This is a genomic window from Streptomyces sp. SYP-A7185, assembly GCF_046103685.1.
GTDB lineage: Bacteria > Actinomycetota > Actinomycetes > Streptomycetales > Streptomycetaceae > Streptomyces.
The window spans coordinates 3,102,427-3,126,437 of the sequence record NZ_CP122310.1 but is presented as its reverse complement, the minus strand read 5'-3'; the positions used below and the strand labels follow the sequence as shown (position 1 = coordinate 3,126,437).

The window sequence follows — 24,011 nt, the reverse complement described above, 5'->3', positions numbered from 1 at the left end:
CCGGGTGTCATTCGCCCTACCCCGCCCGTCCTCGTACGAAATCGGGCGCAGTACCGTGGACGGGTGGACAACAGGCAAGCAATCGGATCGTGGCTCTCCGGGCCTCGTGCGGCGGCAGAGGAAGCGGGCGTCGACTTCGGGTACCGGGGCGAGCAGCTCGGTCTGCCCGAGGAGGGGCCGGGATCGATCGCGCGGCCCGGGCGGCGCATGGGCGCCATCGCCGTCGACTGGGCCCTGTGCCTGCTCATCGCATACGGCCTGTTCGCTCGCGGTGACCAGCAGGCGATGGGCAACTGGGCGCTCGGCATCTTCTTCGTCATGACCGTCCTGACGGTCGGCACGGTCGGCTGCACCCCCGGCAAGGCCCTCTTCCGGCTGCGGGTGGTCGCCGAGGGCGGCGGCCGGCTCGGCATCGGCAGGGTCCTCGTCCGCAGCGTGCTGCTGTGCGTCGGCGTCCCGGCCCTGATCTGGGACCGCGACGGCCGCGGCCTCCACGACCGCCTCGCCCGCGCCGTCCAGGTCCGCATCTGATCCCTACTGACACGAACTCGACGACGAACACGAGCTCGAACGCGAACGCGAACCCGAGCTCATGACGAAGGCCCCGGAACCGATCGGTTCCGGGGCCTTCGTCTACGTAGAGACAGGGAAAGACGGGGGAGAGGCAGGTGAGCCTCGGACCAGCAGCTCTGCGGCGATTACCGCATCTTCGGGCCGCCGCGAGGCATCCGCATGCCCTTCGGCATCGGGCCCTTCGGGAGCGGCATGTTGCTCATCAGGTCGCCCATCGCGCGCAGCCGGTCGTTCGTCGCCGTGACCTGCGGGCCCTGGAGGACGCGGGGCAGCTTCAGAAGCGTCGTGCGCAGCTTCTTCAGCGGGACCTGGCCCTCGCCGGTGCCCACGATCACGTCGTGCACGGGGACGTCGGAGACGACCCGGGCCATACGCTTCTTCTCGGCCGCCAGCAGGCTCTTCACCCGGTTCGGGTTGCCCTCGGCGACGAGCACGATGCCGGCCTTGCCGACCGTGCGGTGCACGACGTCCTGGCTGCGGTTCATCGCCACCGCCGGAGTCGTCGTCCAGCCGCGGCCGATCTTGTCGAGCACCGCGGCCGCCGCACCGGGCTGGCCCTCCATCTGCCCGAAGGCCGCACGCTCGGCCCTGCGCCCGAAGACGATCGCCATCGCGAGGAAGGCGAGCACAAAGCCGAGAATGCCGAGATAGATCGGGTGACCGATCAAGAAGCCGATCGCGAGGAAGACACCGAAGGTGACGATTCCCACAGCCGCGATGACAAGCCCGATCCGCGGATCGGCCTTGCGGGTCATCTTGTAGGTCAGGGCAATCTGCTTGAGTCGCCCGGGGTTCGCGGCGTCCGCCGCGGTTTCCTTCCTCGCCATGTCGTGAAGTCTACGTGTCCCTGGAGGTGACTACGACGTGCGGGTTGTCATCGCCTCTTCGAGGACACGCAGCGCCTCGGCCCGGTCCTTGGCGCGGCGCCGGTCGTCGAGCACGGACGTCCAGGCGTTGCGGCGAGCGGTGCGCTGGCCGCTGCTCATGAGAAGCGACTCGACGGCACGCAGTGCGTCGGTGACGGACGGGATGGCGGTGGCGCGTACGGGCGCGGCCTGCATGGTGGGGCCCTCCTGGGCGGCTATGGGTAGGGCTGTACGTGGGGTAATTCCAGGGTCACTGATTGGTGTTACCAGGGCGTGACCGACCGGTCAAACACGGATGAAGCCTTGACGCCCGACCTCGAAACCCTGACGCGGCCCTGACGATCCCCCTCACCTGCGGGGACCGTCAGGGCCGCGTCATCTCGGCCACTACTCGTCAGTAGTCACTTGTGCGCCGATTCACACACTGCGACCTCCACGCGGCGTTCGTGAGGCCTTCGTGCGCCCCTCATGCAGCCTTCGTGCGGCCTTCACGCAGCCTTGGTACGGCCTCCAGGCGGAACCGGAAGCGGAACCGGAATCCACGCGGATCCCCGCCCCGCTCAGACCGCCTGCGACGCGACGTACGCCCCGCGCTTCTCGATCGCCATCTGGTAGAGGCGACCGGCGCGGTACGAGGAGCGGACCAGCGGGCCCGACATGACGCCGGAGAAGCCGATCTCCTCGGCCTCCTCCTTGAGCTCCACGAACTCCTGCGGCTTGGCCCAGCGCTCCACGGGGTGGTGGCGCGGCGTCGGGCGCAGGTACTGCGTGATCGTGATGAGCTCGCAACCCGCGTCGTGCAGCGCGTGCAGCGCCTCGCTGATCTCCTCGCGCTCCTCGCCCATGCCCAGGATGAGGTTCGACTTGGTGACCAGGCCGGCCTCGCGGGCGCGGGTGATGACCTCCAGCGAGCGCTCGAAGCGGAAGCCGGGGCGGATGCGCTTGAAGATGCGCGGCACCGTCTCCACGTTGTGCCCGAGGACCTCGGGGCGCGAGGAGAAGACCTCGGCCAGCTGGTCGGGGTCGGCGTTGAAGTCGGGGATGAGCAGCTCGACCTTGGTCTGGCCCTCCGCGCGCTCCGCCGTCATCGCGTGGATCTGGCGCACGGTCTCCGCGTACAGCCAGGCTCCGCCGTCGTCCAGGTCGTCGCGGGCGACGCCGGTGATCGTGGCGTAGTTCAGGTCCATCGTGACGACGGACTCGCCCACGCGGCGCGGCTCGTCACGGTCGAGTGCCTGCGGCTTGCCCGTGTCGATCTGGCAGAAGTCGCAGCGCCGGGTGCACTGGTCACCGCCGATGAGGAAGGTGGCCTCGCGGTCTTCCCAGCACTCGTAGATGTTGGGACAGCCCGCTTCCTGGCAGACCGTGTGCAGGCCCTCGCTCTTCACGAGGTTCTGCATCTTGGTGTACTCGGGGCCCATTTTCGCCCGGGTCTTGATCCACTCGGGCTTGCGCTCGATGGGGGTCTGGGCGTTCCGGACCTCCAGGCGCAGCATCTTGCGTCCGTCGGGTGCGACTGCGGACACATCGGCTCCCTGTAGCTTCGATTCTTCGGCGTACACCAGGGTACGCCCGTGATCTCGTCGGCCTGACGTTCGGCCAACCTCTGGCCCACGGGTTGCATTCCCCGTGGCCCGCCCCGTCTAGGCGGTCGCCTTCTCGGCTTCCGGGTTCTCGACCGTCTTCGGGGCGGACTCCGCGCCCGTCTTCGCGACGGACTCTTCGGCCGTCTTCTCGATCGTCCGCGGCTTGAGGTCCGCGTTCTCCAGGACCTCCCGCAGGTGTTTCTCGGCGACGGGCAGGACGTCGGCGATGGTGACCTCGCGGCCCAGCTCGTACGAGACGGACGTCACGCCCGCGTCGCGGATGCCGCACGGGATGATCTTGTCGAACCAGGTGTTGTCCGGATTCACGTTCAGCGCGAAGCCGTGCATCGTCACACCCTTGGCGACGCGGATGCCGATGGCCGCGATCTTGCGGTCCTCGCGGCGCTGGCCCGCGTTGGACGGGGCGTACTCCGGGCCGTTGAACCGGGCGTCGAACTCGTCGTCCTGCGTCCGCGGGTCGAGGTCCAGGGTCAGGCCGCCCAGGGCCGGGGCCTGGTCCGCCGCCTGACGCGGGTCACCGAGCACCCATACGCCGCTGCGCCCCTCGACGCGCGACGTCTCCAGGCCGAATTCCGCACACGTACGGATAAGAGCCTCTTCCAGGCGGCGCACATGTGCTACCACGTCGACCGGCCGCGGCAGCTTCTGGATCGGATAGCCCACGAGCTGTCCGGGGCCGTGCCAGGTGATCTTGCCGCCGCGGTCCACGTCGACGACGGGGGTGCCGTCCAGCGGGCGCTCGCTGTCCGCCGTGCGGCGGCCCGCGGTGTAGACCGGCGGGTGTTCAAGCAGCAGACACGTGTCCGGGAGCTCGTCGGCGAAGCGGGCGGCGTGCACGCGGCGCTGCTCGTCCCAGGCCTCCTGGTACTCGACCGCGTCGGGGCCGAAGCCGAGACGGACGAACTGAAACTCACTCACGGCAAGTGCCTCCCTAGAACCTGCACCGTGCACATATCGCGCCCCCAGCCACTGTACGGGCCGCGGATTCTCGTCAGTCCTCCGGTCAATCCTCACACGATCGGATGAATGCCGGTCGAAGGCCGCGATGGGGGCGGTGAGGGCCGCTACATTCACGCCGTTCACGGAGCCATAAGGGCTGCTCAAGGCAACGCCCGAAAGGCAGGAGACCGCACAGCTGATGACGGAACGACCTCCGCAGCGCACGCCCAACCGCCAGCTAGCCGCGCTCATCTCAGAAGCCGGCTTCTCCAATGCGGGGCTCGCGCGCCGCGTCGATCAGCTGGGCCTCGAACACGGTCTGGATCTGCGGTACGACAAGACATCGGTGACCCGCTGGCTGCGCGGACAGCAGCCGCGCGGCACCACCCCCGCCCTCATCGCCGAGGTCTTCACCCGGCGGCTGGGGCGCCGCCTCTCCGCACAGGATCTGGGGCTCGACGCGTGCGCGCCGGTGTACGCCGGTCTCGAGTTCGCGGCGAGCCCCGAAGAAGCCATCGACATCGTCGGCGGGCTCTGGCGCAAGGATTCCGGGAGCCACGCCGAACTGCGGAAGATCGCGTTCACCCCGGCGGGTCTCGTCGTCCCCAGCAGGGACTGGCTGATCGGCCGCCCCGACGACCGGGTGAGCCGCGGCGACTACGCGCAGAGCGGCGCCCGCGTCCCCTCGCAGGGCCGGCCCGCCATACCGCGCCAGCGCAAGGAGCCCGAGCGGGGCGTGGGCGCCAAGGTGACCAGCGGCGACATCTCGGCCCTGCGCTCCGTCGGCGAACTCTTCCGGGCGCTCGACCACGCGTACGGCGGCGGGCACGCCCGGCAGGCGCTCGTGCGCTATCTGGAGCACGAGGCCGAGCCGATGCTGCGGGGCACGTACGGCGAGCAGGCCGGGCGGCGGCTCTTCGCCGCCGCGGCCGACCTCACCCGCCTCGCGGGCTGGACCTCGTACGACATCGCGGCGCACGGCCTGGCCCAGCGCTACTACGTCCAGGCGCTGCGGCTCTCGCAGGCGGCGGGCGACCGCGCCTACGGCTCGTACGTCCTCGTGACGATGAGCCGCCAGGCGGTCTATCTCGGGCACGGCAGAGAAGCCGTGCAGCTGGCGCGGGTGGCCCAGCAGGGCGTCGGCTCTTCGGCGCCGCCCGTCGTCCAGGCCCTGCTGCACTCCGTGGAGGCGCGCGGTCACGGCGTGCTCGGCGAGGTGCGGGCGTGCACGGCGTCGATGGTGCGGGCCGAGCGCGCCCTGGAGACGTCACGCCCGGGCGACGAGGTCCCCTACTGGGCGCGGTTCTTCGACGAGGCGCAGCTCGCGGACGAGTTCGGGCACTGCCACCGGGACCTCCAGCAGTACCGCGTGGCCGCCCAGCACGCGGAGCGCTCGCTCCAGCTGCGCGCCCCCGGGTACGCCCGCAGCCGCCTCTTCTGCCGGATCGTCCTCGCCACCTCGCGCCTGGGCCTCGGCGAGCTGGAGCAGGCCTGCCAGCTGGGCGCGGAGGCCGCGCAGGCGGCGGGGGAGATGCGGTCGGTGCGGGCGGTGGAGTACGTACGCGACTTCGAGCGGCGTCTTGAGCCGTACCGCGACGCGGCGGCGGTGCGGGGATACCGCGACCGGGTGGCCGCCCTGGGGTGACACCGAAGGCATGGGTACGCCGAAGGCGTAGGTAAGGGGCGGGGCTGCGCAGCCCCGCCCCTTACCCGTCCCAGCCGTCTCAGCCGTCTCGGCGCGGCCGCGTGGCTGGCTCAGCGCCGGCGCGCGACCTCCGGGGGTGCGACCTCCAGGCGTGCGACCTTCTCTGGGGACAACGCCTCGTCCCACGTGGTGAGTTCGTCCAGGTCGCCCCGCAGGCTCGCCTTCTCCGTGCCGATGGACCGCAGCGGCAGCGGGATCGACGCCGCGACGGACCCGACCCGCTCCCCGTCCGCGTACAGCGTGGTATGGCCCGGAGTCGTCACCCACGTCAGCCGCGTCCAGCGGTCGAGCGGCAGCGTGTGCGCGAAGCTGAAGTCGGCTTCGCCGTACCGCGTGAAGCCGACCTTCCCGGTGCCGTGCTGCATCAGCTTCAGCGCGCCCGCCTTGGAACTGAGCAGCACCTGGTCGCCGGTCACGGCCGTCGGGCGGACCCGCACCGACACGGTCCACGGCTCGGCGACGTCGAGACCGCCGAAGCCCACGCCGTCCCGGTCGGAGTCGAAGCGCCAGGCCCGGCTGCCCGCGCCCGCCGTCCCGTCGACGGGAGTCGGGTTATTGATGATGTAGGAAGTCCCGGAGAGACCGCCCGCCGTGTCCTCGGCGAGGATCGTGTTGCCGGGACTGCCCGCGTACGTCCAGCCGCTGGGGTACGACGCGTCGTCGAACGTCCAGTGGTGGCTGGGCCGCCCCTCGACCCGCGGCGGCACCGGCGCGGGAGTCGTGCCCGGTGGATCCCCGATGCGGGCCGCCCGGGCCCTGAACTCGGCGAGGGTGTCCGGCGTCGCCGACCCGTTCCAGGCGCGGTCGGCGAGGATCGCGCGGGGGCCCGCCATGTGCTGCTCGAAGTAGCCGTCGTCGGCCCAGAAGTTGTAGTCGGCCCAGTTGGTGACGCCGGAGCCGAGCATGTCCGGGGCGCTGCTCGGCGCCCAGTCGTCGTACATCCAGGGCTCGTCCGGATACAGGTGGTGGTAGTTGTTCGGGGTGTCGTAGAAGGGGCCGATGGCGATCTCGTCGTGGCCCGGGATCTCCGGCTCGGCCCCCGTGCCCTCCCAGGTGAGGAAGACGACCGGGGCGTGGACCTTCTGCTGGGGCGCGGCCAGGTGTTCGGAGCCGTTGTAGACGGCCGTGCGCTTGCCGTGCGAAGCGACCACGTCGTCCAGGGTGTTGATGTAGCGGTTGAGGAGGTCGCCGAGCGTCGACACGTCGGGCGCCGACGCCAGGTGGTCCCGCACGCGCGGGCACTGCGCGAGCTGCCCGGGCACCTCCTCCGCGCCGATCGAGAACAGGGGCGCGTCGAACCAGCCCGCGAACTCGTCGACGATCTCCTTCGACTTCCTGATCGCCTTGTCGCTGGTCATGTCGATGATCCAGTCCGGCGTGAGGTGCGCGTGCGTGTGCGCGCCCGTGCACGCTCCGGCGCCCGATCCGAAGCCGATGCCGAAGGCCTCACTGATCACCGTGGCATGGCCGGGGAGCTCCAGGCCCGGCATCAGCTGGACGTGGTGGCGGGCCGCGAAGGCCTTCAGGCGCTCGATGTCGGCGCGGTCATAGCTGTGGCCGGGGTCCGCGAGGCCGGGGAACTTCGGGCTGTACAGGCGGAAGCCCTCGGACTCGGAGAGGTGCAGGAAGAGGGTGTTGAGCTTCTGGTCGCCCATCCTGCGGATCAGGTTCTCCAGGTAGGGGATCTTCCAGTACTTGCGTCCCGCGTCGAGGTGGACCATGCGGACGGCCTGCGCGGGGCGGTCGGTGGAGCGGGCGCGGGGGACCGCGCGGTGGTCGTCTGCCGTGGCGCGCAGGAGCTGGAGGAGCGTGCGGGTGCCGTAGTAGAGGCCGTGGGTGGAGGCGGCTTCGATGCGGATCGGGCCCGCACTGTCGAAGCCGTAGCCCTCGGCGCCGAAGTCGCCCTGCGCGGTGAGGCCGAGCGTGATGTCGCCGGCGGCGGGGCGGCCCGTGCGCGGGGCGATCCGGGGCGTGATGCCGGTGACCTGCTTGATCTCCGTGCGGAGCTGATCGGCGAGCTCGCGTACGGACTGGTGGGCGGGGCCCGGGAATTCGCTGCGGCCCGCGGGGAGCGCGGTGGTGGACGCGGCGCGCGGGTCGATCAGGATGCGGGTGCGTGCGGTGAGCCGCGTACGGCCGTCGAGCGCGGTCCAGTCGGTGGGGCGGGGGACCACGGAGGGCACGTCGGCGGTGGCGCCCGTGGCGGTCGCGTCACCCGGGGCAGCCGCGTCGGCCCGGGCGGCTGTGGACGCTGTGGACACCGTGGCGCCTGGGGATGCGGTGGATGCCGTGGATGCTGTGGCGGTCGGCAAAGATAGACCTCCCATGAATAGGCCGAGGATGAGTGATGTCACCGGGATGGTGCGACGCACGTGAATCCTCCTGCGGCTTGGCGATCCGGTGGGACCGTAGCCGTGAGGTACCCGTGTGGCAAGGGGAATTGCAGGGGCGAGCGAGGTTCGGTGGCTCGTACGGAGCTCGTACGGAGAGGGTGCGCGGGACAGCGGAAAGCCCCCGCGCGAGGGAGCGGGGGCTTCCGGAGGTCACGCAGAGATCGGATGGATCAGGCCGCCATCGGCAGATCCCCCGAGCCGTACGCGGAGGCCACTCCGAAGTCCGCGAGCGCGGCCCGTGCCGCGCGGCGGCCCGAGTACAGGGCGCCCTGCACCGTGCTGGTGTCCCGGTGGTCGCCGCAGACGTAGAGCCCCGCCAGCAGCCGCACCGGGCGGCGCAGGTCGTGCGGTGGCGGCATCGCGGGCACCGCCTCGCGGGTGTGGTGGACGGCCAGTGATTCCCAGCGGGCGGTGGACGTGCCGTACAGGTCGGCGAGATGGGCGAGGACGGCCCGCTCGTCCGGCGGCGAGCCGAGGACCGTCGAGGAGACGAGGGCCCGGCCCGCGGGCGCGCGCGACGGGTCGACGTGGCTGATCACGGCCGTGTGCGCGACCGGGCCCGAGCGGTCGGCGTCGAGCAGCAGCGCGGGCTCGGCGAGCGGCGCCTCGGGTGCCGCGTGGTGCACCACCGTCACCTGGTGGAAGGAGGGCACGCGCAGGCCGGGCAGCAGCTCGGCGGCGGCACGCGCGTCGGTGGCCAGCAGGACCGCGCGGCAGCGCACTTCGCCGTGCTCGGCCGTCCTGACGGAGGTCGTGGAGACGGCGTCGACGCGCACGCCGGTGCGCACGGTCCCCGGCGGGAGCGCGGCCGACAGGAGTTCGGGCAGTACCTCGGCGCCGCCCTCGGGCAGACACAGGCGGCCGCGCGCGAAGGAGCGCAGGGCGAGGTCGGCGCACCGGCTCGACGTCGAGAGGTCCGGGTCGCAGAGGAGCGCCGAGAGCAGCGGGCGCAGGAAGCCGGTGACGGTGCGCGCGGGCAGGCCGCGGGCGAAGAGGGCTTCCGATGCCGGGAGTTCGGGGCGGGCCAGGAGGCGCCCAGGGGTCGTCGCCGCGAGCCTGGCGAGGGCCGCCCCGAGGCGGGCCTGGTCGAGCGGGCCGCCGAGGGGGGTGGCGTGGGGCGCGACACGTGCCGCTCGCGGGCCCCTGGGGGCGCTTGCCAGGGCGCGTGCGGCGGTGAGTGCGCCCCTTGCGCGCCGGGAGCTCGTCGGTTCGACGGCGCGGTGGTGCCGGCCGTCGCTGTGCACCAGGACGCCGGGTATGAAGGGCCGCAGTACGAGCGCGTCGAGCCCGGGGGTGTGGCGCAGTTCGGGATATGAGGTGGTGAGCAGCTGCCCGATCCTGTCGAGTCGGAACCCGTCGACCTTCTCCGTCGACATGCGCCCACCGACGTAAGGGGCGGCTTCCAGGACAACGGTCGTTACACCGGCCCTGGTCAGGTGATGGGCCGCCGACAGTCCCGCGACCCCCGCTCCCACGATGACGACATCCGCATGGTCCGCAGGCTCTGGCACGTGCCCCTCCCCGAGGTTGCGCGGCTGCTGGGGACGTCATGCCCTCAACAGGGCTTCGGAATCAATGAGTTCCGCACGAGGGTAGGAGCACTCACGGGCAGGGGCAGTCGCGCATCGACCGGGCACGGTCGCACGCCGGTCGCACACGGTCGCAGAAGCGAGTGCCGCCCGCCCGGACGCGACCCAGGGGCGGGCGGGCGCCGCCGGCCTTCTAGCGCAGTGCCGCGCGGAGCGTCTCGTCGATGCCCGGGAACGCGAACGAGAATCCCGACTCCAGGAGCCGGGTCGGCAGGACCCGCTGGCTGCCGAGCACGTCACCGGCCATCTCGCCGAGCGCGACCCGCAGCGCGGGCGCGGGCGCGGTGAAGAGCGTGGGCCGGTGCAGCACCCGCCCCATCGCGGCCGTCACCTCGCGGTTGGTCAGCGGATCGGGCGCCGTCAGATTGACCGGGCCCGCCAGCGACTCCGTGTCGAGCAGATGCCGCAGCGCGGCCACCGCGTCGTGCAGCGAGATGTAGCTCCAGTACTGGCTGCCGTCTCCCAGGCGCCCGCCGAGCCCCGCCTTGAAGAGCGGGAACAACCGCTGCCAGGCCCCGCCCTCGCGCGACACCACCAGGCCGTTGCGCGCGAAGACCGTACGGATCCCCGCCGTGTGCGCGGCGGCGGCCGCACCCTCCCACTCCACGCACACGGACGGCAGGAAGCCCTCCCCGGAGGGGGCGCTCTCGTCCACCGCGCGCTGACCGGTGTCCCCGTAGTAGCCGATCGCGCTCGCCGAGAGGAACACCCGGGGCGGCTCGTCCAGCGAGGCGGCGGCCTCGGCGAGCGTGGTGGTGCCGAGCACCCGGCTGTCGCGGATCTCCTGCTTGTAGGCGTCCGTCCAGCGGCGGTCGCCGATCCCGGCTCCCGCCAGGTTGACCACCGCGTCGCAGCCCGCGAGCCCCGCCGTGTCGACGTACCCCTCCTTGGGGTCCCAGCGGACCTCGTCCTTCGCGCGAGGTGCCCGGCGCACCAGCCGCACCACCTCGTGGCCGTCGTCGGACAGGGCGCGCGTCAGCGCCGTTCCGATGAGGCCGGACGCTCCGGCCACGGCGATACGGGACCGCTGCGGCGAAGAGGCGGACTGTGCGGACTCGGTGGGCTCCATGGACCCATCCTGCCCCGGAAATCCGCCGAAAGGCGTCAGGCGCCCGTCGTACAGTGACGCCCATGCCGGACACGTTCATACGGACCGCCCTGCCGGAGGACGAAGAGGTCCTCGGCCGCATCGACCGCGCCACCTGGTCCACCCTGCACGCGGTCCAGCCTGCCCCGCAGCCTCCCCACCCGCCGTTCTTCAGCGACCGCTTCGGGCCCCACGACCACCTGGTCGCCGAGCTGGACGGGGTGGTCGTCGGCTACATACGGATCGGTTATCCCACCGCCCTCCTCGCCAACGCCCACGTGCGCCAGATCCTGGGCTTCGCCGTCGCGTACGAGGCGCGCGGCCAAGGAGTGGGCCGCCGCCTGGTCAGGGCCGCGGTGGATTCGGCCCGCCGCCAGGGCGCGCGGCGCGTCACGCTGCGGGTGCTCGGCCACAACACTCCGGCCCGTGCGCTCTACGCCTCCGAGGGCTTCGTGGTCGAGGGGGTGCTGCCGGGCGAGTTCTTCCTCGACGGCGCGTACGTGGACGACGTGCTCATGGGGCGCGTGCTCTGACGCTCCCCGGGGCCGGCCTCGGCCCCGCCCGGTGGGTGCCACCCGACGGACCGGCCCGGCGTGCGGCGGGCACGCGCGCGTAGGAGCGTGGGGAGGCCGACCGGAAGGAGCGAACCGATGTTCAGGGTCGCTGCTGCGAGCCGGCGGGACCACGACGAACCCGGCTGGCTGCGCGGTGCGCCTGCGCCCCACTGGGTGCGCTGGCCGCCGCCCGTGCTCCTGGTCGTGATCTGCGTCGTCCAGCTGTCCACTCCGGAGACGGTCGACCTCAGTTTCCTGCTCGCCGCCGTGCCGCCGCTGGCCGCGCTGGCCTACCCCGCGTCCGCCACGGCCCTCTTCGGCGGAACCGTGGTGCTGCTGCTCTATCTGCCGGGCTTCGGCCTCGGCCGCCCGGGCGAGAGCGACGTCCTGACGGTCGCGTTCGTGGCGGTCCTGAGCGTCGTGTTCGCCTGGGTACGCAGTCGGCGCGACACCCAGCTCGTCACCGTCCGCACCGTCGCGGAGGCCGCCCAGTTCGCCGTCCTGCCGCCCCTGCCGGAGCGCGTGGGCCCGGTGCGCTGCGCGGGCCTCTACCGCGCGGCGCAGGGCGGGACGCTGGTCGGCGGCGACCTCTTCGACGTGCGCAAGGGCCCCAACGGCGTGATGGCGCTGGTCGGCGACGTCCAGGGGCACGGCATGACCGCCGTCGGCACGGTCGCCGCGCTTCTGGGTGCCTTCCGGGAGGCGGTCCTTGACCAGCCGGACCTGGAGGGGGTCGCCGCCCGGCTCGACCGGCGTCTGGTGGTCGACTCCGCGGAGGCCGAGCACGCGGAGCTCTTCGCCACCGCCGTGCTCCTCGAATTCCGGGGCGACGGCTCCGAGCTGCGGGTCGTCTCCTGCGGCCATCCGCCGCCGCTACTGCTGCGCGGCGGGGCCGTGGAGGAGCTTCATGTGCCGCCCTGTGCCCCGCTCGGGCTGGGCATCGCGGGTCTCGCGCCTCCCGAGGCGGTGAGCGTGGGCCTGCGGCCCGGCGACCGGCTGCTCGCGGTGACCGACGGTGTGACCGAGGCGCGGAACGGCGACGGCGTCTTCTACCCGCTGGCCGAGCGGCTCCCGACGCTCTGCGCCGACCTCAGGGACGATCCGGCGGCGCTGACGTCCGCGGTCTGGAGGGACCTGGTCCGCTACTCGGGCGGGGTCGGCGACGACGTGGCCCTGCTGGCGTTCTCCCCGGATCTGCGGCGGGGCGGGGCTGCGGGGGCGTCGTCGGGGGTGGCGGGGACGTGGGGTGTGTCGGGCACGGAGGGTGTGTCGGGCGCTTCGGGCGCTTCGGGCGCCTCGGGTGCGTCTGACGGGTCTGATGGGTCTGATGGGTCTGACGAGTTTGGTGCGCCGGGTCTGCGGGGGGATCCGGAGCTTCCGGAGCTGTAGCCGGGGCGGTGTGAGGGGCGATGTGAGGGGCGGCGGGCTTGGGCTTGGCCCCCTGTTTGGCTCCGGCCCGGCCTCAGGCGTCGTCTCGCCCGGCCGTCAGGAGGCGTAGGCCGCCCGTCAGTTCGCGGAGGCAGTACACCGCCAGGGCGGCGGGGGAGCCGGGGCCCTCGGTGGGCGCGTCGCCGGCGGCCCAGGTCTCCAGGGCCAGGCGGATGGCGTCGGTGGCGGCCGCGGCCGCCAGGCGTACGTCCAGGTCGTCCGCGTCGTCCCCGGCCAGCCGGGCGAGCACCGGCACGAGCTGCTCCTCGGACTCCTGGTTCACGCGGTACCAGACGGCCCGCAGCGCCGGGTCGTCCTGCGCGGCGCGCAGCAGGCCGCGGGTCCACTCCAGGGACTCGGCCGCGCGGTCGTCCGCCGCGGTCAGCGCGTCCGCGATGGACCGCTCCAGGGCCGTCGGGACCCCGGCCGCCGGGTCGAGGGCCGCCAGGTGGGCCCGCCACTCGGCGGCGCCGCCCGCGAGGAGCGGGGCGACCGCGTCCTGCTTGTTGCGGAAGTACCGGTAGAAGGTGCGCAGCGCCACGCCGGCCCGGCCCGCGATCTCCTCCGCCGTGGTGCCGTCCGGGCCGCGCTCGGCGAACAGCTCGGCGGCGGCGCGGGCGATGTCGAGCTGCGTCGCCGCCTTGCGTCGCTCGGTCAGCGACGGCGGCGCGGGCGGCGGGGCCTGCGAGGCCTGCGAGGCCTGCGAGGCCTGCGAGGCCTGAGGGTCCGGCACGGGCTGCTGGGGCGGCGATGGCTGCGACGAGTGGATGCTCACCCTCGCAGCCTACGCGCGATCGTCACCCTGATACATGAATTGTCGCCATGGCAAAACGTGCCAGGAAGGCGTACATTGAAATCAGATCGGGACGACCGGATCCATGGGCGGATCCGGGTGCCCGGAGTCGAGCGGAGGCATTTCATGAACCGGTACGCAGGCCGTCGTGCACTCATCACCGGCGGTGGCTCGGGCATCGGGCAGGCCACCGTGCTCCGGATCCTGGAGGAGGGCGGCAGGGTCGTGGCCGCCGACGTCAGCGAGGCCGGCCTGAAGGACACCGCCGAGAAGGCGGGCGTCGCGGCCGACCGCCTCACCACCCTCGTGGTCGACGTCGCGGACGAGACGTCGGTGCGCGAGGGCGTCGCCGCCGCCGTCGCCGCGCTCGGCGGCCTGGACGTCCTGGTGAACGCGGCGGGCGTGCTCCGCTCCTCGCACACGCACGAGACCAGCCTGGATTCCTTCAACCGCGTGCTCCAGGTCAATCTGGTGGGCACGTTCCTGGTGATCCGCGAGGCGATCCCGGCGCTGCTCGGGGGCGAGGACGCCGCCGTCATCAACTTCAGCTCCACCTCGGCGGCGTTCGCCCACCCGTACATGGCGGCGTACGCGGCCAGCAAGGGCGGCATCCAGTCCATGACGCACGCGCTGGCCAGTGAGTACGGCAAGCGGGGGATCCGGTTCAACTCCGTCCAGCCCGGCTCCATATCCAGCGGCATGACCGACGGCAGCGGCGCCAGCAGGCAGAGCATGGGGCCCGGCCTGCCCGAGGACGCCGACATGAGCCTGTTCGTGAAGCTGGCCCCGGCCATCGGCCAGGGCTTCGCGGGTCCGGAGTCCGTGGCCTCGGTCGTCGCGCTGCTGGGCTCGCAGGACGGCAAGTTCATCACCGGCACCGAGGTCAGGGTCGACGGCGGTACCCACTTCTGACGCCCGCCCGACCTCCTGCCCGCCCTCAGTCCGGCCTTCGCCGGTTCACCCGAGTGGCGGAGTGTGGATCGCGGGGTGAGGGGGCGGGCCGGACAGTCGGACCATGCGTGTCTTCCGTGGGGTGTCCGCGGCGCGCGGGCCGGCGGCGGCGCGTGCGGTGCGGGCTGTGCGTGCGGCGGCGGGCTGCGTGCCCGGGGCCGTGGCCGTGGTGCTCCTGGTGCTGTGCGCGCTGTTCGTGGGGCCCGGAGCGGTGGGCGCGACGGGGGCCGGCGACGACGGTCCGGTGGCGTTCGCCGGGCTCGGAGAGCGGGCCGGGGTGACCGGGCGCTCCGCGCGGATGCCGGCGGCCGCGGCACCGGTGCGCAGGGCGGTGGGGCATCCGGCGGCGCGACCCCGCGTCGTACCGCGCGCCCAGTGGCTGGACGGCGGGAAGGGGAAGCCGCCGCCCGCGCGGTACGCCGACCGGGTCCGGGCGGTGTTCGTGCACCACACGGACACCCCGAACGGCTACGACTGCGCCGACGCCCCGCGCACCGTCCGCTATCTCCACGCGGGCCAGACCGGGGGACGGCAGTGGGACGACATCGGCTACAACTTCCTCGTCGACCGGTGCGGGACGGTCTACGAAGGCCGTGCGGGCGGTATCGAGCGGGCCGTCATAGGGGCGCACACGCAGGGATTCAACAAGGGGTCGGTGGGGATCGCGGCGATAGGGACGTTCACGGCGGGGACCCCTGTGCCCCGGGCGATGACGGATGCCCTGGCGGCAGTGATCGCCTGGAAGCTCGGGATCGCGGACGTGGACCCGCGCTCCATGGTCCGGCTGGTCTCCTCGAACAGCCTCAGCAGGTACCCGGCGGGGGCGACGGAGTCGTTCAGCGCGGTCTCCGGGCACAACGACGGCTACTCCACGTACTGCCCGGGTGCGGCGCTCACGGCCGAGCTCCCCGCGATCAGGGAGCGGGCCGCACGGCTCCAGGGCAGGTAGACGGAAGTCAGAAAGGAGCCGGACGGGAGCCAAGCGGGAGCCAGACAGGAGCCAGAAGGGGCGCGTCGACGCCCGGCGGTCCAGGCGCTCAGTCGACTTCGCCGAAACGTTCCCACAGCTTCGGGTAGCGCTGGGCCATCGCGGTCTCGTTCTCGAAGTCGAGCGGGGTCCCCAGGGGTTCTCCGGGGGCGGGGGAGATGCCGAGATCCGGGGTGACGACGCCGGTGAGCTGCTCGTACGCCTCGTCCGCCGCGTAGCCGAGTTCCTCGCCGTCGCCGTCGATCTCCTCGTCGAAGTCGTCGAGGAGGTCCGCGAGGGAGTCCGGGTCGTGCAGGGCGCCCTCGAAGACCTCGCGGCCCTGGCCGATGAGCCAGCAGCGGAAGTAGTCGAAGGCGTCGTCGCTGGCGCCGCCGAGGATGATCCAGGCGGCTCCCCACAGGTCCCAGCGGTACGCACGGTTGTAGCGCGCCTCGAAGTGACGGGCGAAGTCGAGCACCATGTCCGGCTCGAGTTCCAGCAGCTTCTCGGTGAGCAGCTCGGCGTGGTCCTCGGGGTCGCCCTCGGCGGCCACGCGGGTGCGGTCCACGATCTCCCAGAACTCCGTCTCGTCCATCACGGGACAAGCATCGGTCCTGGGGGGTGGGTACGCACGCGGAGTGCGGCGGATGCGGCTGTCTCGTTATGCGTGCACATGCCCATGGAAAACCCGACAGCAGGTGTCGGCATTGGCTGGCAGCCTCAAAGACATGGGCAACGACACGGGCAACGACATGGGCGACGACACGAGCAATGACATGGCCAAGGGCACACGGAACGACACGGGCGACGACATGGACGGCAACGTGAACCACACGGAGAACACCCCCGCACTCCCGCACCCGCTGGCCGGGAAGATCGCCCTGGTCGCCGGGGCCACCCGCGGCGCGGGCCGGGCGATGGCCGTGGAGCTCGGCCGCGCCGGAGCCACCGTGTACGCGACGGGCCGGACGACCCGCGCGCACATCAGCGAGGTCGGCCGCAGCAAGGAGACCATCGAGGAGACCGCCGAGCTGATCACCGCCGCGGGCCGGGAAGCGGGCGGACCCGGCACCGGGATCGCCGTGCCCACCGACCATCTGGAGCCCGAGCAGGTCGAGGCACTCGTCGACCGGATCGACCGCGAGCAGGGCCGTCTGGACATCCTGGTCAACGACATCTGGGGCGGTGACCTCCATGTCGAGTGGGACAAGAAGATGTGGGAGCACGACCTCGACAAGGGGCTGCGCCTGATGCGCCTCGGCATCGAGACCCACATCGTTACCAGCAGGTACGCGCTGCCGCTGCTCGTGAAGAACCCCGGCGGCCTGGTCGTCGAGGTCACCGACGGCACCGAGGAGTACAACACGCACAACTACCGCAAGCCCTTCTACTACGACCTGGCCAAGGGGGTCCCGCTGCGGATGGCGCACAACCTCGCCGCGGAGGTCGAGGAGTACGGCTGCACGGCCCTCTGCCTGACCCCCGGCTGGCTGCGCTCCGAGGCGATGCTCGACACGTACTTCAAGGTCACCGAGGAGAACTGGCAGGAAGGCTGCGCGCAGAACCCGCACTTCGCGATCTCCGAGACCCCGGTCTTCGTCGGCCGGGCCCTGGTCGCCCTCGCCGCGGACCCCGAAGTGGCCCGCTGGAACGGCAAGTCGCTCTCCAGCGGCGGCCTCGCCAAGGAGTACGGCTTCACGGACGTCGACGGCACCGCGCCGGACGCCTGGCGGTACATCACCGAGGTGGACCAGGGGAGCAAGACCGCGGACGTCACGGGGTACCGCTAGCCGCTTCCGGCCCGGCGGCCGGCGGCATCACGGACGGCATCATGGGGACATGCGCGCTGCCCGCCTCATCAAGATGGTGCTCCTGCTCCAGGCCCGCCCGTCCATGACCGCCGCCGAGCTCGCGGGCGAGCTCGAAGTCTCCGAGCGGACCATCACGCGGGACGCCCAGGCCCTCTCGGAGGCGGGCGTCCCGGTCTACGCGGACCGGGGCCGGGCCGGCGGCTACCGCCTGATCGGCGGCTACCGCACCCGGCTCACGGGCCTCGGCCGCAGCGAGGCGGAGGCCCTGTTCCTGTCCGGGGTGCCGGGCGCGCTGCGGGAGATGGGCCTGGAGGACGCGGCGTCGGCGGCCCGCCTGAAGGTGTCGGCGGCGCTGATGCCCTCGCTGCGGGACGCCTCGCAGAACGCCTCGCAGCGGTTCCACCTGGACGCGCCGGGCTGGTTCAAGGAGACGCCGGCCCCCGAGCTGCTGCCCCCGCTCGCGGACGCGGTGTGGGACGACCGGCGCGTCACCGCCCGCTACCGGCGCCAGGACACCGAGGTCGAGCGGGTTCTCGAACCGTACGGCCTCGTGCTCAAGGCCGGGGTCTGGTATCTGTGCGCGCGGGTGCCCGACACGGGGTCGTTCCGCGTGTACCGCATCGACCGGTTCACCGCGATCACCGCCGACGAGGACCGCTTCGTACGCGACGAGGAATTCGACCTGCCGGGCTTCTGGGAGGAGCGTGCCGCGCAGTTCGCCCGGGCGATCCTGCACTCCGAGGTCGTGCTCCGGCTCTCCGAACAGGGCGTACGGCAGCTTCCGTACGCCACCGACTCCGCGTCCACGCGCGAGGCGATGGAGACGGCGAGCGAGCCGGACGAGCAGGGCTGGGTGACGGTGACACTCGCGGTGGAGAACGAGACGGTCGCCTACACCCAGCTGATGTCCCTGGGCCCGGAGGCGGAGGTCCTGGAGCCGGCGACTCTGAGGGAACGATTCAAGGAAGCGGCCCACAGAATGGCCGATCGCTACCGGTAATCGGGTGGGCGGGCGGGAAACCACCATCCGCCGCGAAGCGGCGGGCCAGAAACGCTCCCGCAGCCGAAAGCGGGCCCCCACCCCCAGAGGGGCAGGGACCCGCGTCAACCCGAAGGCCGAAGGCTACAGACCGTACTTCGCCCGCGCTTCCTTCACCGAGGAAGCCGGCACCTCACCGCGACGGGCCAGCTGCGCCAGCGCCGCCACGACGATCGACTCCGCGTCGATGCCGAAGTGCCGCCGCGCCGCGTCCCGCGTGTCCGAGATGCCGAAGCCGTCCGCGCCGAGGGACGAGTAGTCCTGCTCGACCCACTGCGCGATCTGGTCGGGAACCTGGCGCATGTAGTCGGAGACCGCGAGCACCGGACCCTGCGCGCCCTCAAGGGCCGTCCGCAGGTACGGAGTGCGCTCCTCGCCGCGCAGGATCGCCTCGTCCGCCTCCAGGGCGTCGCGGCGCAGCTCGGTCCAGGAGGTCGCGGACCACACGTCGGCGGCCACGCCCCACTCCTCGGCGAGCATCTTCTGCGCGGCGAGCGTCCAGTGGATGGCCGTGCCCGAACCGATCAGCTGGATGCGCGAGGCGTTGGCCGCGGGGGAGTGCCCCGCCGTCTCGGCCGTGTTGAAGCGGTAGAGGCCCTTGACGATGCCCTCGTCCACACCCGCGGGCTTCGCGGGCTGCGGCATGGGCTCGTTGTAGACGGTGAGGTAGTAGAAGACGTTCTGGTCCTCACCGGGGGCGGCCTCGCCGTACATCCGGCGCAGACCGTCCTTGACGATCGCCGCGACCTCGTAGGCGAACGCGGGGTCGTACGACATCGCGGCGGGGTTCGTCGCGGCGATCACCGGCGAGTGGCCGTCCGCGTGCTGGAGACCCTCACCCGTCAGCGTCGTACGGCCGGCGGTGGCGCCGACGAGGAAGCCGCGGCCGAGCTGGTCGCCGAGCTGCCACATCTGGTCGGCGGTCCGCTGCCAGCCGAACATCGAGTAGAAGATGTAGAACGGGATCATCGCTTCGCCGTGCGTCGCGTACGACGTCGACGCGGCGATGAAGTCCGCCATCGAACCGGCCTCGGTGATCCCCTCGTTGAGGATCTGGCCGTCCTTCGCCTCGCGGTAGTACATCAGCTGGTCGCGGTCGACCGGCTCGTACGTCTGGCCCTTGGGCGAGTAGATGCCGAGCGAGGGGAAGAGCGACTCCATGCCGAAGGTGCGCGCCTCGTCGGGGACGATCGGCACCCAGCGCTTGCCGGTCTCCTTGTCGCGGATCAGGTCCTTGACCAGGCGTACGAAGGCCATGGTCGTCGCCATCGACTGCGAGCCGGAGCCCTTGTCGAACGCGGCGAACGACTTGTCGGCCGGGGCCGGCAGCGGCGCGATCGGCTGCGTGCGGCGGGCCGGGGCCGGACCGCCGAGGGCGGCACGGCGCTCCTGGAGGTAGCGGACCTCGGGGGAGTCGGCGCCCGGGTGGCCGTAGGGCACCTGGCCGTCGACGAAGTCACTGTCCGAGATCGGCAGCTCGAGGAGGTCGCGCATGTCCTTGAACTCGTCCACCGTGAGCTTCTTCATCTGGTGGTTGGCGTTCTTGGACTCGAAGCCCTTGCCGAGCGTGAAGCCCTTGACCGTCTGCGCGAGGATCACGGTCGGCGCGCCCTTGTGGGTGAGCGCCGCACGGTAGGCCGCGTAGACCTTGCGGGCCTCGTGGCCGCCGCGCGAGAGGTGGAAACACTCGCTGATCTTGTCGTCGCTCAGCAGCTTGCCCAGCTCGACGAGCGCGGGCTCGGAGCCGAAGAAGTGCTCGCGGATGTAGGCGGCGTCACGCGTCGCGTACGTCTGGAACTGCGCGTCCGGTACCTCGCGCAGGCGGCGGACCAGGGCGCCGTTGGTGTCGAGCTGGAACAGCTCGTCCCAGGCGTTGCCCCACAGGACCTTGATGACGTTCCAGCCGGCGCCGCGGAACTGGGCCTCCAGCTCCTGCACCACGCGGAAGTTGGCGCGGACCGGGCCGTCGAGGCGCTGGAGGTTGCAGTTGATGACGTACGTGAGGTTGTCGAGACCCTCACGTGCGGCGAGCGCGAGGGCGGCCGTCGACTCGGGCTCGTCCATCTCGCCGTCACCGAGGAACGCCCACACGTGCGAGGGGGAGACGTCCTTGATGCTGCGGTTGGTGAGGTAGCGGTTGAAGCGCGCCTGGTAGATCGCCGACAGCGGGCCGAGGCCCATGGAGACGGTCGGGAACTCCCAGAGCCAGGGCAGGCGGCGCGGGTGCGGGTAGGACGGCAGGCCGTTGCCCCCCGACTCCTGGCGGAAGTTGTCGAGCTGCGCCTCGTTCAGGCGGCCGTCGAGGAAGGCGCGGGCGTAGATGCCGGGGGAGGCGTGGCCCTGGATGTAGAGCTGGTCGCCGGACCCGTCACCCTCCTTGCCGCGGAAGAAGTGGTTGAAGCCCGTCTCGTACAGCCAGGCGGCCGAGGCGAAGGTGGCGATGTGGCCGCCGACGCCGTGCTTGCTGCCCCGGGTCACCATCGCGGCCGCGTTCCAGCGGTTCCACGCGGCGATCCGCTGCTCCATCGCCTCGTCGCCCTCGATCGCCGGCTCGGCGGAGGTGGGGATGGTGTTGACGTAGTCGGTCTCAAGGAGCTTGGGCAGCGCCAGGCCCGCGCCCTCGGCGCGCTCCAGCGTGCGCCGCATCAGGTATGCGGCTCGGTGCGGCCCGGCCGCCTGGGTAACGGCGTCCAGGGAGGCCTGCCATTCGGCGGTCTCCTCGGGGTCGCGGTCCGGGAGCTGGTCGAGCTCGCTCGGCTGGATTGCGGAGGGGTCGGTCATGTCGCCGCCTTCCTGAGTCGGAGGGGGTCCCCTGTTCGGTAAGGGGTGGGGGTGCCCGAAGTCTTTGGCAGGACAGGGCGTGGGGTGCTGGGGCGGAGTCGTTGTACGGCTCTGCCTCAACCCCGTCGGAGACTGTAACTCCGTGATCGATGATCGATCAAAGGGTTGAAGGCGAAAACTCCTTCGTATCGAGAAAGTAGGCATCCGGTGCCATTAATTCGGGCACGCGGTGCCTTCGATCTGAAGGGTCTCCGCAGGTGAGAGCACGTATGAGCGCCCTCGTGCTCCTACGGTGAAGGGTGGCGCGAGGCCGTCAGGGACGCGGCGCGCAGCCGAGCACGTGGGCCTTCACCAGCTCCGCGATCGCGGGATCACGCCGCTGGAAGGCCGAGACCAGGGCCTCGTGCTCCTCGGCGTACGACTGCTGCACCGTCCCGAGCCACCGGATCGAGAGGGCGGTGAAGACCTCGATGCCCAGGCCCTCCCAGGTGTGCAGCAGGACGGAGTTGTCCGCGGCCCGCACCAGCTCCCGGTGGAAACCGACCGTGTGCCGCACCTGCGCGGTGCCGTCGGCGGCGCGGTCCGCCTCGTACAGGGCGGCGACATGCGGTTCGAGGGCCGAGCAGTCCGCGGCCAGGCTCTCCGCCGCCAGCTCGGCGGCGATGGCCTCGAGGCCCGCGCGGACGGGGTAGCTCTCCTCCAGGTCCGCCGCGGTCAAGTTCCGCACGCGGACACCCTTGTTGGGCGCGGATTCGATGAGCCGCAGCGTCTCCAGCTCCCGCAGCGCCTCGCGCACGGGGGTCTGCGAGACCTCCAGCTCCACGGCGATGCGCCGCTCCACGATCCGCTCGCCCGGCTGCCAGCGCCCGCTGACGATCCCCTCCACGATGTGCTCGCGGATCTGTTCGCGCAGCGAGTGAACGACGGGCGCGGTCATGTGGGCTCCTCCGGCGGGGGCAGCGCCCCCAGGGCGTTGTGACCCCTAGACAATACGGCGACGCCCCCGCTCGGAAACCTCCGAACGGGGGCGTACGCGCTGATGAGACGAGTCTTACAGCCCGGTAGCCGCAGGACTACAGGCCGAGCTCGACCTCGAACTCGCCGGCCTCAAGGATCGCCTTGACCGTGGTCAGGTAGCGGGCGGCGTCCGCGCCGTCCACCAGACGGTGGTCGTAGGAGAGCGAGAGGTACGTCATGTCCCGGACGGCGATGGTCTCGCCGAGGTCCGGGTGGTTGATGACGACCGGACGCTTGACCGTGGCACCGATGCCGAGGATCGCGGCCTGGTTCGGCGGCACGATGACCGTGTCGAACAGGGCACCGCGCGAACCGGTGTTGGAGACCGTGAAGGTGGCGCCGGACATGTCGTCCGGGGTGAGGCCACCGCCACGGGCCTTGCCGGCCAGCTCGGCGGTCTTCTTGGAGATGCCGGCGATGTTCAGGTCGCCCGCACCCTTGATGACCGGCGTCATCAGACCCTTCTCGGCGTCCACGGCGATGCCGATGTTCTCCGAGTCGAAGTACGTGATGGTGCCTTCGTCGTCGTTGATCCGGGCGTTGACGACCGGGTGGGCCTTCAGCGCCTGGGCGGCGGCCTTGACGAAGAACGGCATCGGGGAGAGCTTGACGCCCTCACGGGCCGCGAACGCGTCCTTCGCCTTGGCGCGCAGCTTCATCAGCTTCGTGATGTCGACCTCGACGACCGAGGTCAGCTGGGCCTGCGAGTGCAGCGCCTTCATCATGTTGTCGCCGATGACCTTGCGCATGCGGGTCATCTTGACCGTCTGGCCGCGGAGGGGAGAGGCCTCCAGGGCCGGGGCCTTCGACGCGGCCGGGGCAGCGGCGGCGGGGGCCGGGGCGGTCTTCTTGGCCTCGGCGGCCGCGATGACGTCCTGCTTGCGGATACGGCCGCCGACGCCCGTGCCCTTGACGTCCGACAGGCTCACGCCGTGCTCGTTGGCGAGCTTGCGCACCAGCGGCGTGACGTAGGCACCGTCGTCGGACGGCGAGGCCGGAGCCGCCGGGGCGGCCGGCTGGGCCGGAGCCGCGGGCTGGGCCGGGGCGGGCGCGGGCTTGGCCGGGGCGGCCGGAGCCTGGGCGGCCGGGGCCGCGGGCTGCGCCGGGGCGGGCGCGGGCGCGGCGGGCTGCGCGGGAGCCGGGGCGGCCTCCTGCTTCGGGGCCTCCTGCTTGGGGGCCTCCTGCTGCGCGGGGGCGGCCGGGGCCTCCTCCTTGGCGGGCGCGGGCGCGGCACCGGGAGCACCGATGACGGCGAGCTTGGCGCCGACCTCGGCGGTCTCGTCCTCGCCCACGACGATCTCGAGCAGCACGCCCGCGGCCGGGGAGGGGATCTCGGTGTCGACCTTGTCCGTGGAGACCTCGAGCAGGGGCTCGTCCTCCGCGACCTCCTCGCCGACCTCCTTCAGCCAGCGGGTGACGGTGCCCTCGGTGACCGACTCGCCCAGTGCGGGCAGCGTGACGTCGGTGCCCTCGGCGGAACCGCCGGACGGGGCGGGGGCGGCGGGCGCCTCGGCCTGGGCCGGGGCCTCCTGCTGCTGGGGGGCCTCCTCCTGGGCGGGGGCGGCCGGGGCCTCCTGCGCCGGGGCGGCCGAGCCGCCCGCGTCGCCGGAGCCGTCGTCGATGACGGCCAGCTCGGCGCCGACCTCGACGGTCTCGTCCTCGGCGACCTTGATGGAGGCCAGGATGCCCGCTGTCGGGGAGGGGATCTCGGTGTCGACCTTGTCGGTCGAGACCTCGAGCAGCGGCTCGTCGGCCTCGACGCGCTCGCCCTCGGCCTTCAGCCAACGGGTGACAGTGCCCTCGGTGACGCTCTCGCCGAGCGCCGGAAGGGATACGGAAACCGCCATGGTTTCAGTTGCTCCTTACGAAAATGGGGTCTCCCCTGCTCGAGCGAAGCCGAGAGCTTGGGGA

General features: G+C 72.0%; 20 protein-coding genes. 8 read left to right on the top strand and 12 right to left on the bottom strand.

Annotation, left to right across the window (positions count from 1 at the left end):
• Positions 1–63: 63 nt before the first annotated feature.
• Positions 64–531 carry an RDD family protein gene (locus tag QBL25_RS13770; RefSeq protein WP_409057327.1) on the top strand — a complete coding sequence of 156 codons (468 nt, stop codon included), beginning with the start codon at positions 64–66 and terminating at the stop codon, positions 529–531.
• 167 nt (positions 532–698) lie between these two features.
• On the opposite strand, the gene QBL25_RS13765 is transcribed toward QBL25_RS13770, so the two are convergent.
• The 4 genes from QBL25_RS13765 to lipB all read right to left on the bottom strand — a co-directional run bounded on the left by QBL25_RS13765 (position 699) and on the right by lipB (position 3,964).
• Positions 699–1,400: a DUF4191 domain-containing protein gene (locus tag QBL25_RS13765; RefSeq protein ID WP_409057326.1), complete on the bottom strand. Its 702-nt coding sequence runs from the start codon at positions 1,398–1,400 to the stop codon at positions 699–701.
• A gap of 30 nt (positions 1,401–1,430) precedes the next feature.
• Positions 1,431–1,634: a hypothetical protein gene (locus tag QBL25_RS13760; protein WP_160504648.1), complete on the bottom strand. Its 204-nt coding sequence runs from the start codon at positions 1,632–1,634 to the stop codon at positions 1,431–1,433.
• Positions 1,635–1,999: 365 nt separating this feature from the next.
• On the bottom strand, positions 2,000–2,965 hold the full coding sequence (locus QBL25_RS13755) for a lipoyl synthase (protein ID WP_190081291.1): 966 nt from the start codon (positions 2,963–2,965) through the stop codon (positions 2,000–2,002).
• A 117-nt stretch (positions 2,966–3,082) separates the two neighbouring features.
• Positions 3,083–3,964: a lipoyl(octanoyl) transferase LipB gene (gene lipB / locus QBL25_RS13750; protein WP_409057325.1), complete on the bottom strand. Its 882-nt coding sequence runs from the start codon at positions 3,962–3,964 to the stop codon at positions 3,083–3,085.
• A 220-nt stretch (positions 3,965–4,184) separates the two neighbouring features.
• Here lipB and QBL25_RS13745 point away from each other — a divergent pair, with 220 nt between their 5' ends.
• Positions 4,185–5,630, top strand: coding sequence for a regulator (locus QBL25_RS13745; RefSeq protein ID WP_409057324.1), 1,446 nt, complete (start codon positions 4,185–4,187; stop codon positions 5,628–5,630).
• A gap of 110 nt (positions 5,631–5,740) precedes the next feature.
• Here the strand turns inward: QBL25_RS13745 and QBL25_RS13740 are convergent, their stop codons facing one another.
• The 3 genes from QBL25_RS13740 to QBL25_RS13730 all read right to left on the bottom strand — a co-directional run bounded on the left by QBL25_RS13740 (position 5,741) and on the right by QBL25_RS13730 (position 10,741).
• Entirely contained in the window at positions 5,741–7,951 is a 2,211-nt protein-coding gene (locus tag QBL25_RS13740; RefSeq protein ID WP_409057323.1) for a family 20 glycosylhydrolase, read from the bottom strand.
• Between the two features lie 302 nt (positions 7,952–8,253).
• The gene (locus QBL25_RS13735) at positions 8,254–9,594 is read right to left on the bottom strand and encodes an NAD(P)/FAD-dependent oxidoreductase (protein ID WP_409057322.1); all 1,341 of its coding nucleotides are present in this window, start codon (positions 9,592–9,594) and stop codon (positions 8,254–8,256) included.
• A 211-nt stretch (positions 9,595–9,805) separates the two neighbouring features.
• The gene (locus tag QBL25_RS13730) at positions 9,806–10,741 is read right to left on the bottom strand and encodes a TIGR01777 family oxidoreductase (protein ID WP_409057321.1); all 936 of its coding nucleotides are present in this window, start codon (positions 10,739–10,741) and stop codon (positions 9,806–9,808) included.
• Between the two features lie 62 nt (positions 10,742–10,803).
• On the opposite strand from QBL25_RS13730, the gene QBL25_RS13725 reads away from it, so the two are divergent.
• Entirely contained in the window at positions 10,804–11,292 is a 489-nt protein-coding gene (locus QBL25_RS13725) for a GNAT family N-acetyltransferase (RefSeq protein ID WP_409057320.1), read from the top strand.
• Between the two features lie 117 nt (positions 11,293–11,409).
• On the top strand, positions 11,410–12,702 hold the full coding sequence (locus tag QBL25_RS13720; RefSeq protein ID WP_409057319.1) for a PP2C family protein-serine/threonine phosphatase: 1,293 nt from the start codon (positions 11,410–11,412) through the stop codon (positions 12,700–12,702).
• A 73-nt stretch (positions 12,703–12,775) separates the two neighbouring features.
• On the opposite strand, the gene QBL25_RS13715 is transcribed toward QBL25_RS13720, so the two are convergent.
• Positions 12,776–13,399, bottom strand: a complete 624-nt coding sequence (locus QBL25_RS13715; RefSeq protein WP_409062636.1) for a TetR family transcriptional regulator — start codon at positions 13,397–13,399, stop codon at positions 12,776–12,778.
• 261 nt (positions 13,400–13,660) lie between these two features.
• Here QBL25_RS13715 and QBL25_RS13710 point away from each other — a divergent pair, with 261 nt between their 5' ends.
• Both QBL25_RS13710 and QBL25_RS13705 read left to right on the top strand, forming a co-directional pair.
• Positions 13,661–14,446 carry an SDR family NAD(P)-dependent oxidoreductase gene (locus QBL25_RS13710; RefSeq protein WP_409057318.1) on the top strand — a complete coding sequence of 262 codons (786 nt, stop codon included), beginning with the start codon at positions 13,661–13,663 and terminating at the stop codon, positions 14,444–14,446.
• 103 nt (positions 14,447–14,549) lie between these two features.
• Positions 14,550–15,434: a peptidoglycan recognition protein gene (locus QBL25_RS13705; protein ID WP_409057317.1), complete on the top strand. Its 885-nt coding sequence runs from the start codon at positions 14,550–14,552 to the stop codon at positions 15,432–15,434.
• A gap of 88 nt (positions 15,435–15,522) precedes the next feature.
• On the opposite strand, the gene QBL25_RS13700 is transcribed toward QBL25_RS13705, so the two are convergent.
• Positions 15,523–16,047, bottom strand: a complete 525-nt coding sequence (locus QBL25_RS13700) for a DUF4240 domain-containing protein (protein WP_409062635.1) — start codon at positions 16,045–16,047, stop codon at positions 15,523–15,525.
• A 217-nt stretch (positions 16,048–16,264) separates the two neighbouring features.
• On the opposite strand from QBL25_RS13700, the gene QBL25_RS13695 reads away from it, so the two are divergent.
• Both QBL25_RS13695 and QBL25_RS13690 read left to right on the top strand, forming a co-directional pair.
• Positions 16,265–17,242 carry an SDR family oxidoreductase gene (locus QBL25_RS13695; RefSeq protein WP_409062634.1) on the top strand — a complete coding sequence of 326 codons (978 nt, stop codon included), beginning with the start codon at positions 16,265–16,267 and terminating at the stop codon, positions 17,240–17,242.
• A 49-nt stretch (positions 17,243–17,291) separates the two neighbouring features.
• Positions 17,292–18,263: a helix-turn-helix transcriptional regulator gene (locus tag QBL25_RS13690; protein ID WP_409057316.1), complete on the top strand. Its 972-nt coding sequence runs from the start codon at positions 17,292–17,294 to the stop codon at positions 18,261–18,263.
• 123 nt (positions 18,264–18,386) lie between these two features.
• On the opposite strand, the gene aceE is transcribed toward QBL25_RS13690, so the two are convergent.
• From aceE to sucB, 3 genes are all read right to left on the bottom strand, one after another.
• Positions 18,387–21,083, bottom strand: a complete 2,697-nt coding sequence (gene aceE / locus QBL25_RS13685) for a pyruvate dehydrogenase (acetyl-transferring), homodimeric type (protein ID WP_409057315.1) — start codon at positions 21,081–21,083, stop codon at positions 18,387–18,389.
• A gap of 313 nt (positions 21,084–21,396) precedes the next feature.
• Positions 21,397–22,020 carry a GntR family transcriptional regulator gene (locus tag QBL25_RS13680; RefSeq protein WP_409057314.1) on the bottom strand — a complete coding sequence of 208 codons (624 nt, stop codon included), beginning with the start codon at positions 22,018–22,020 and terminating at the stop codon, positions 21,397–21,399.
• 136 nt (positions 22,021–22,156) lie between these two features.
• Complete coding sequence (gene sucB, locus QBL25_RS13675; RefSeq protein ID WP_409057313.1) at positions 22,157–23,947, bottom strand: 2-oxoglutarate dehydrogenase, E2 component, dihydrolipoamide succinyltransferase; 1,791 nt, start codon at positions 23,945–23,947, stop codon at positions 22,157–22,159.
• Positions 23,948–24,011: the final 64 nt, after the last annotated feature.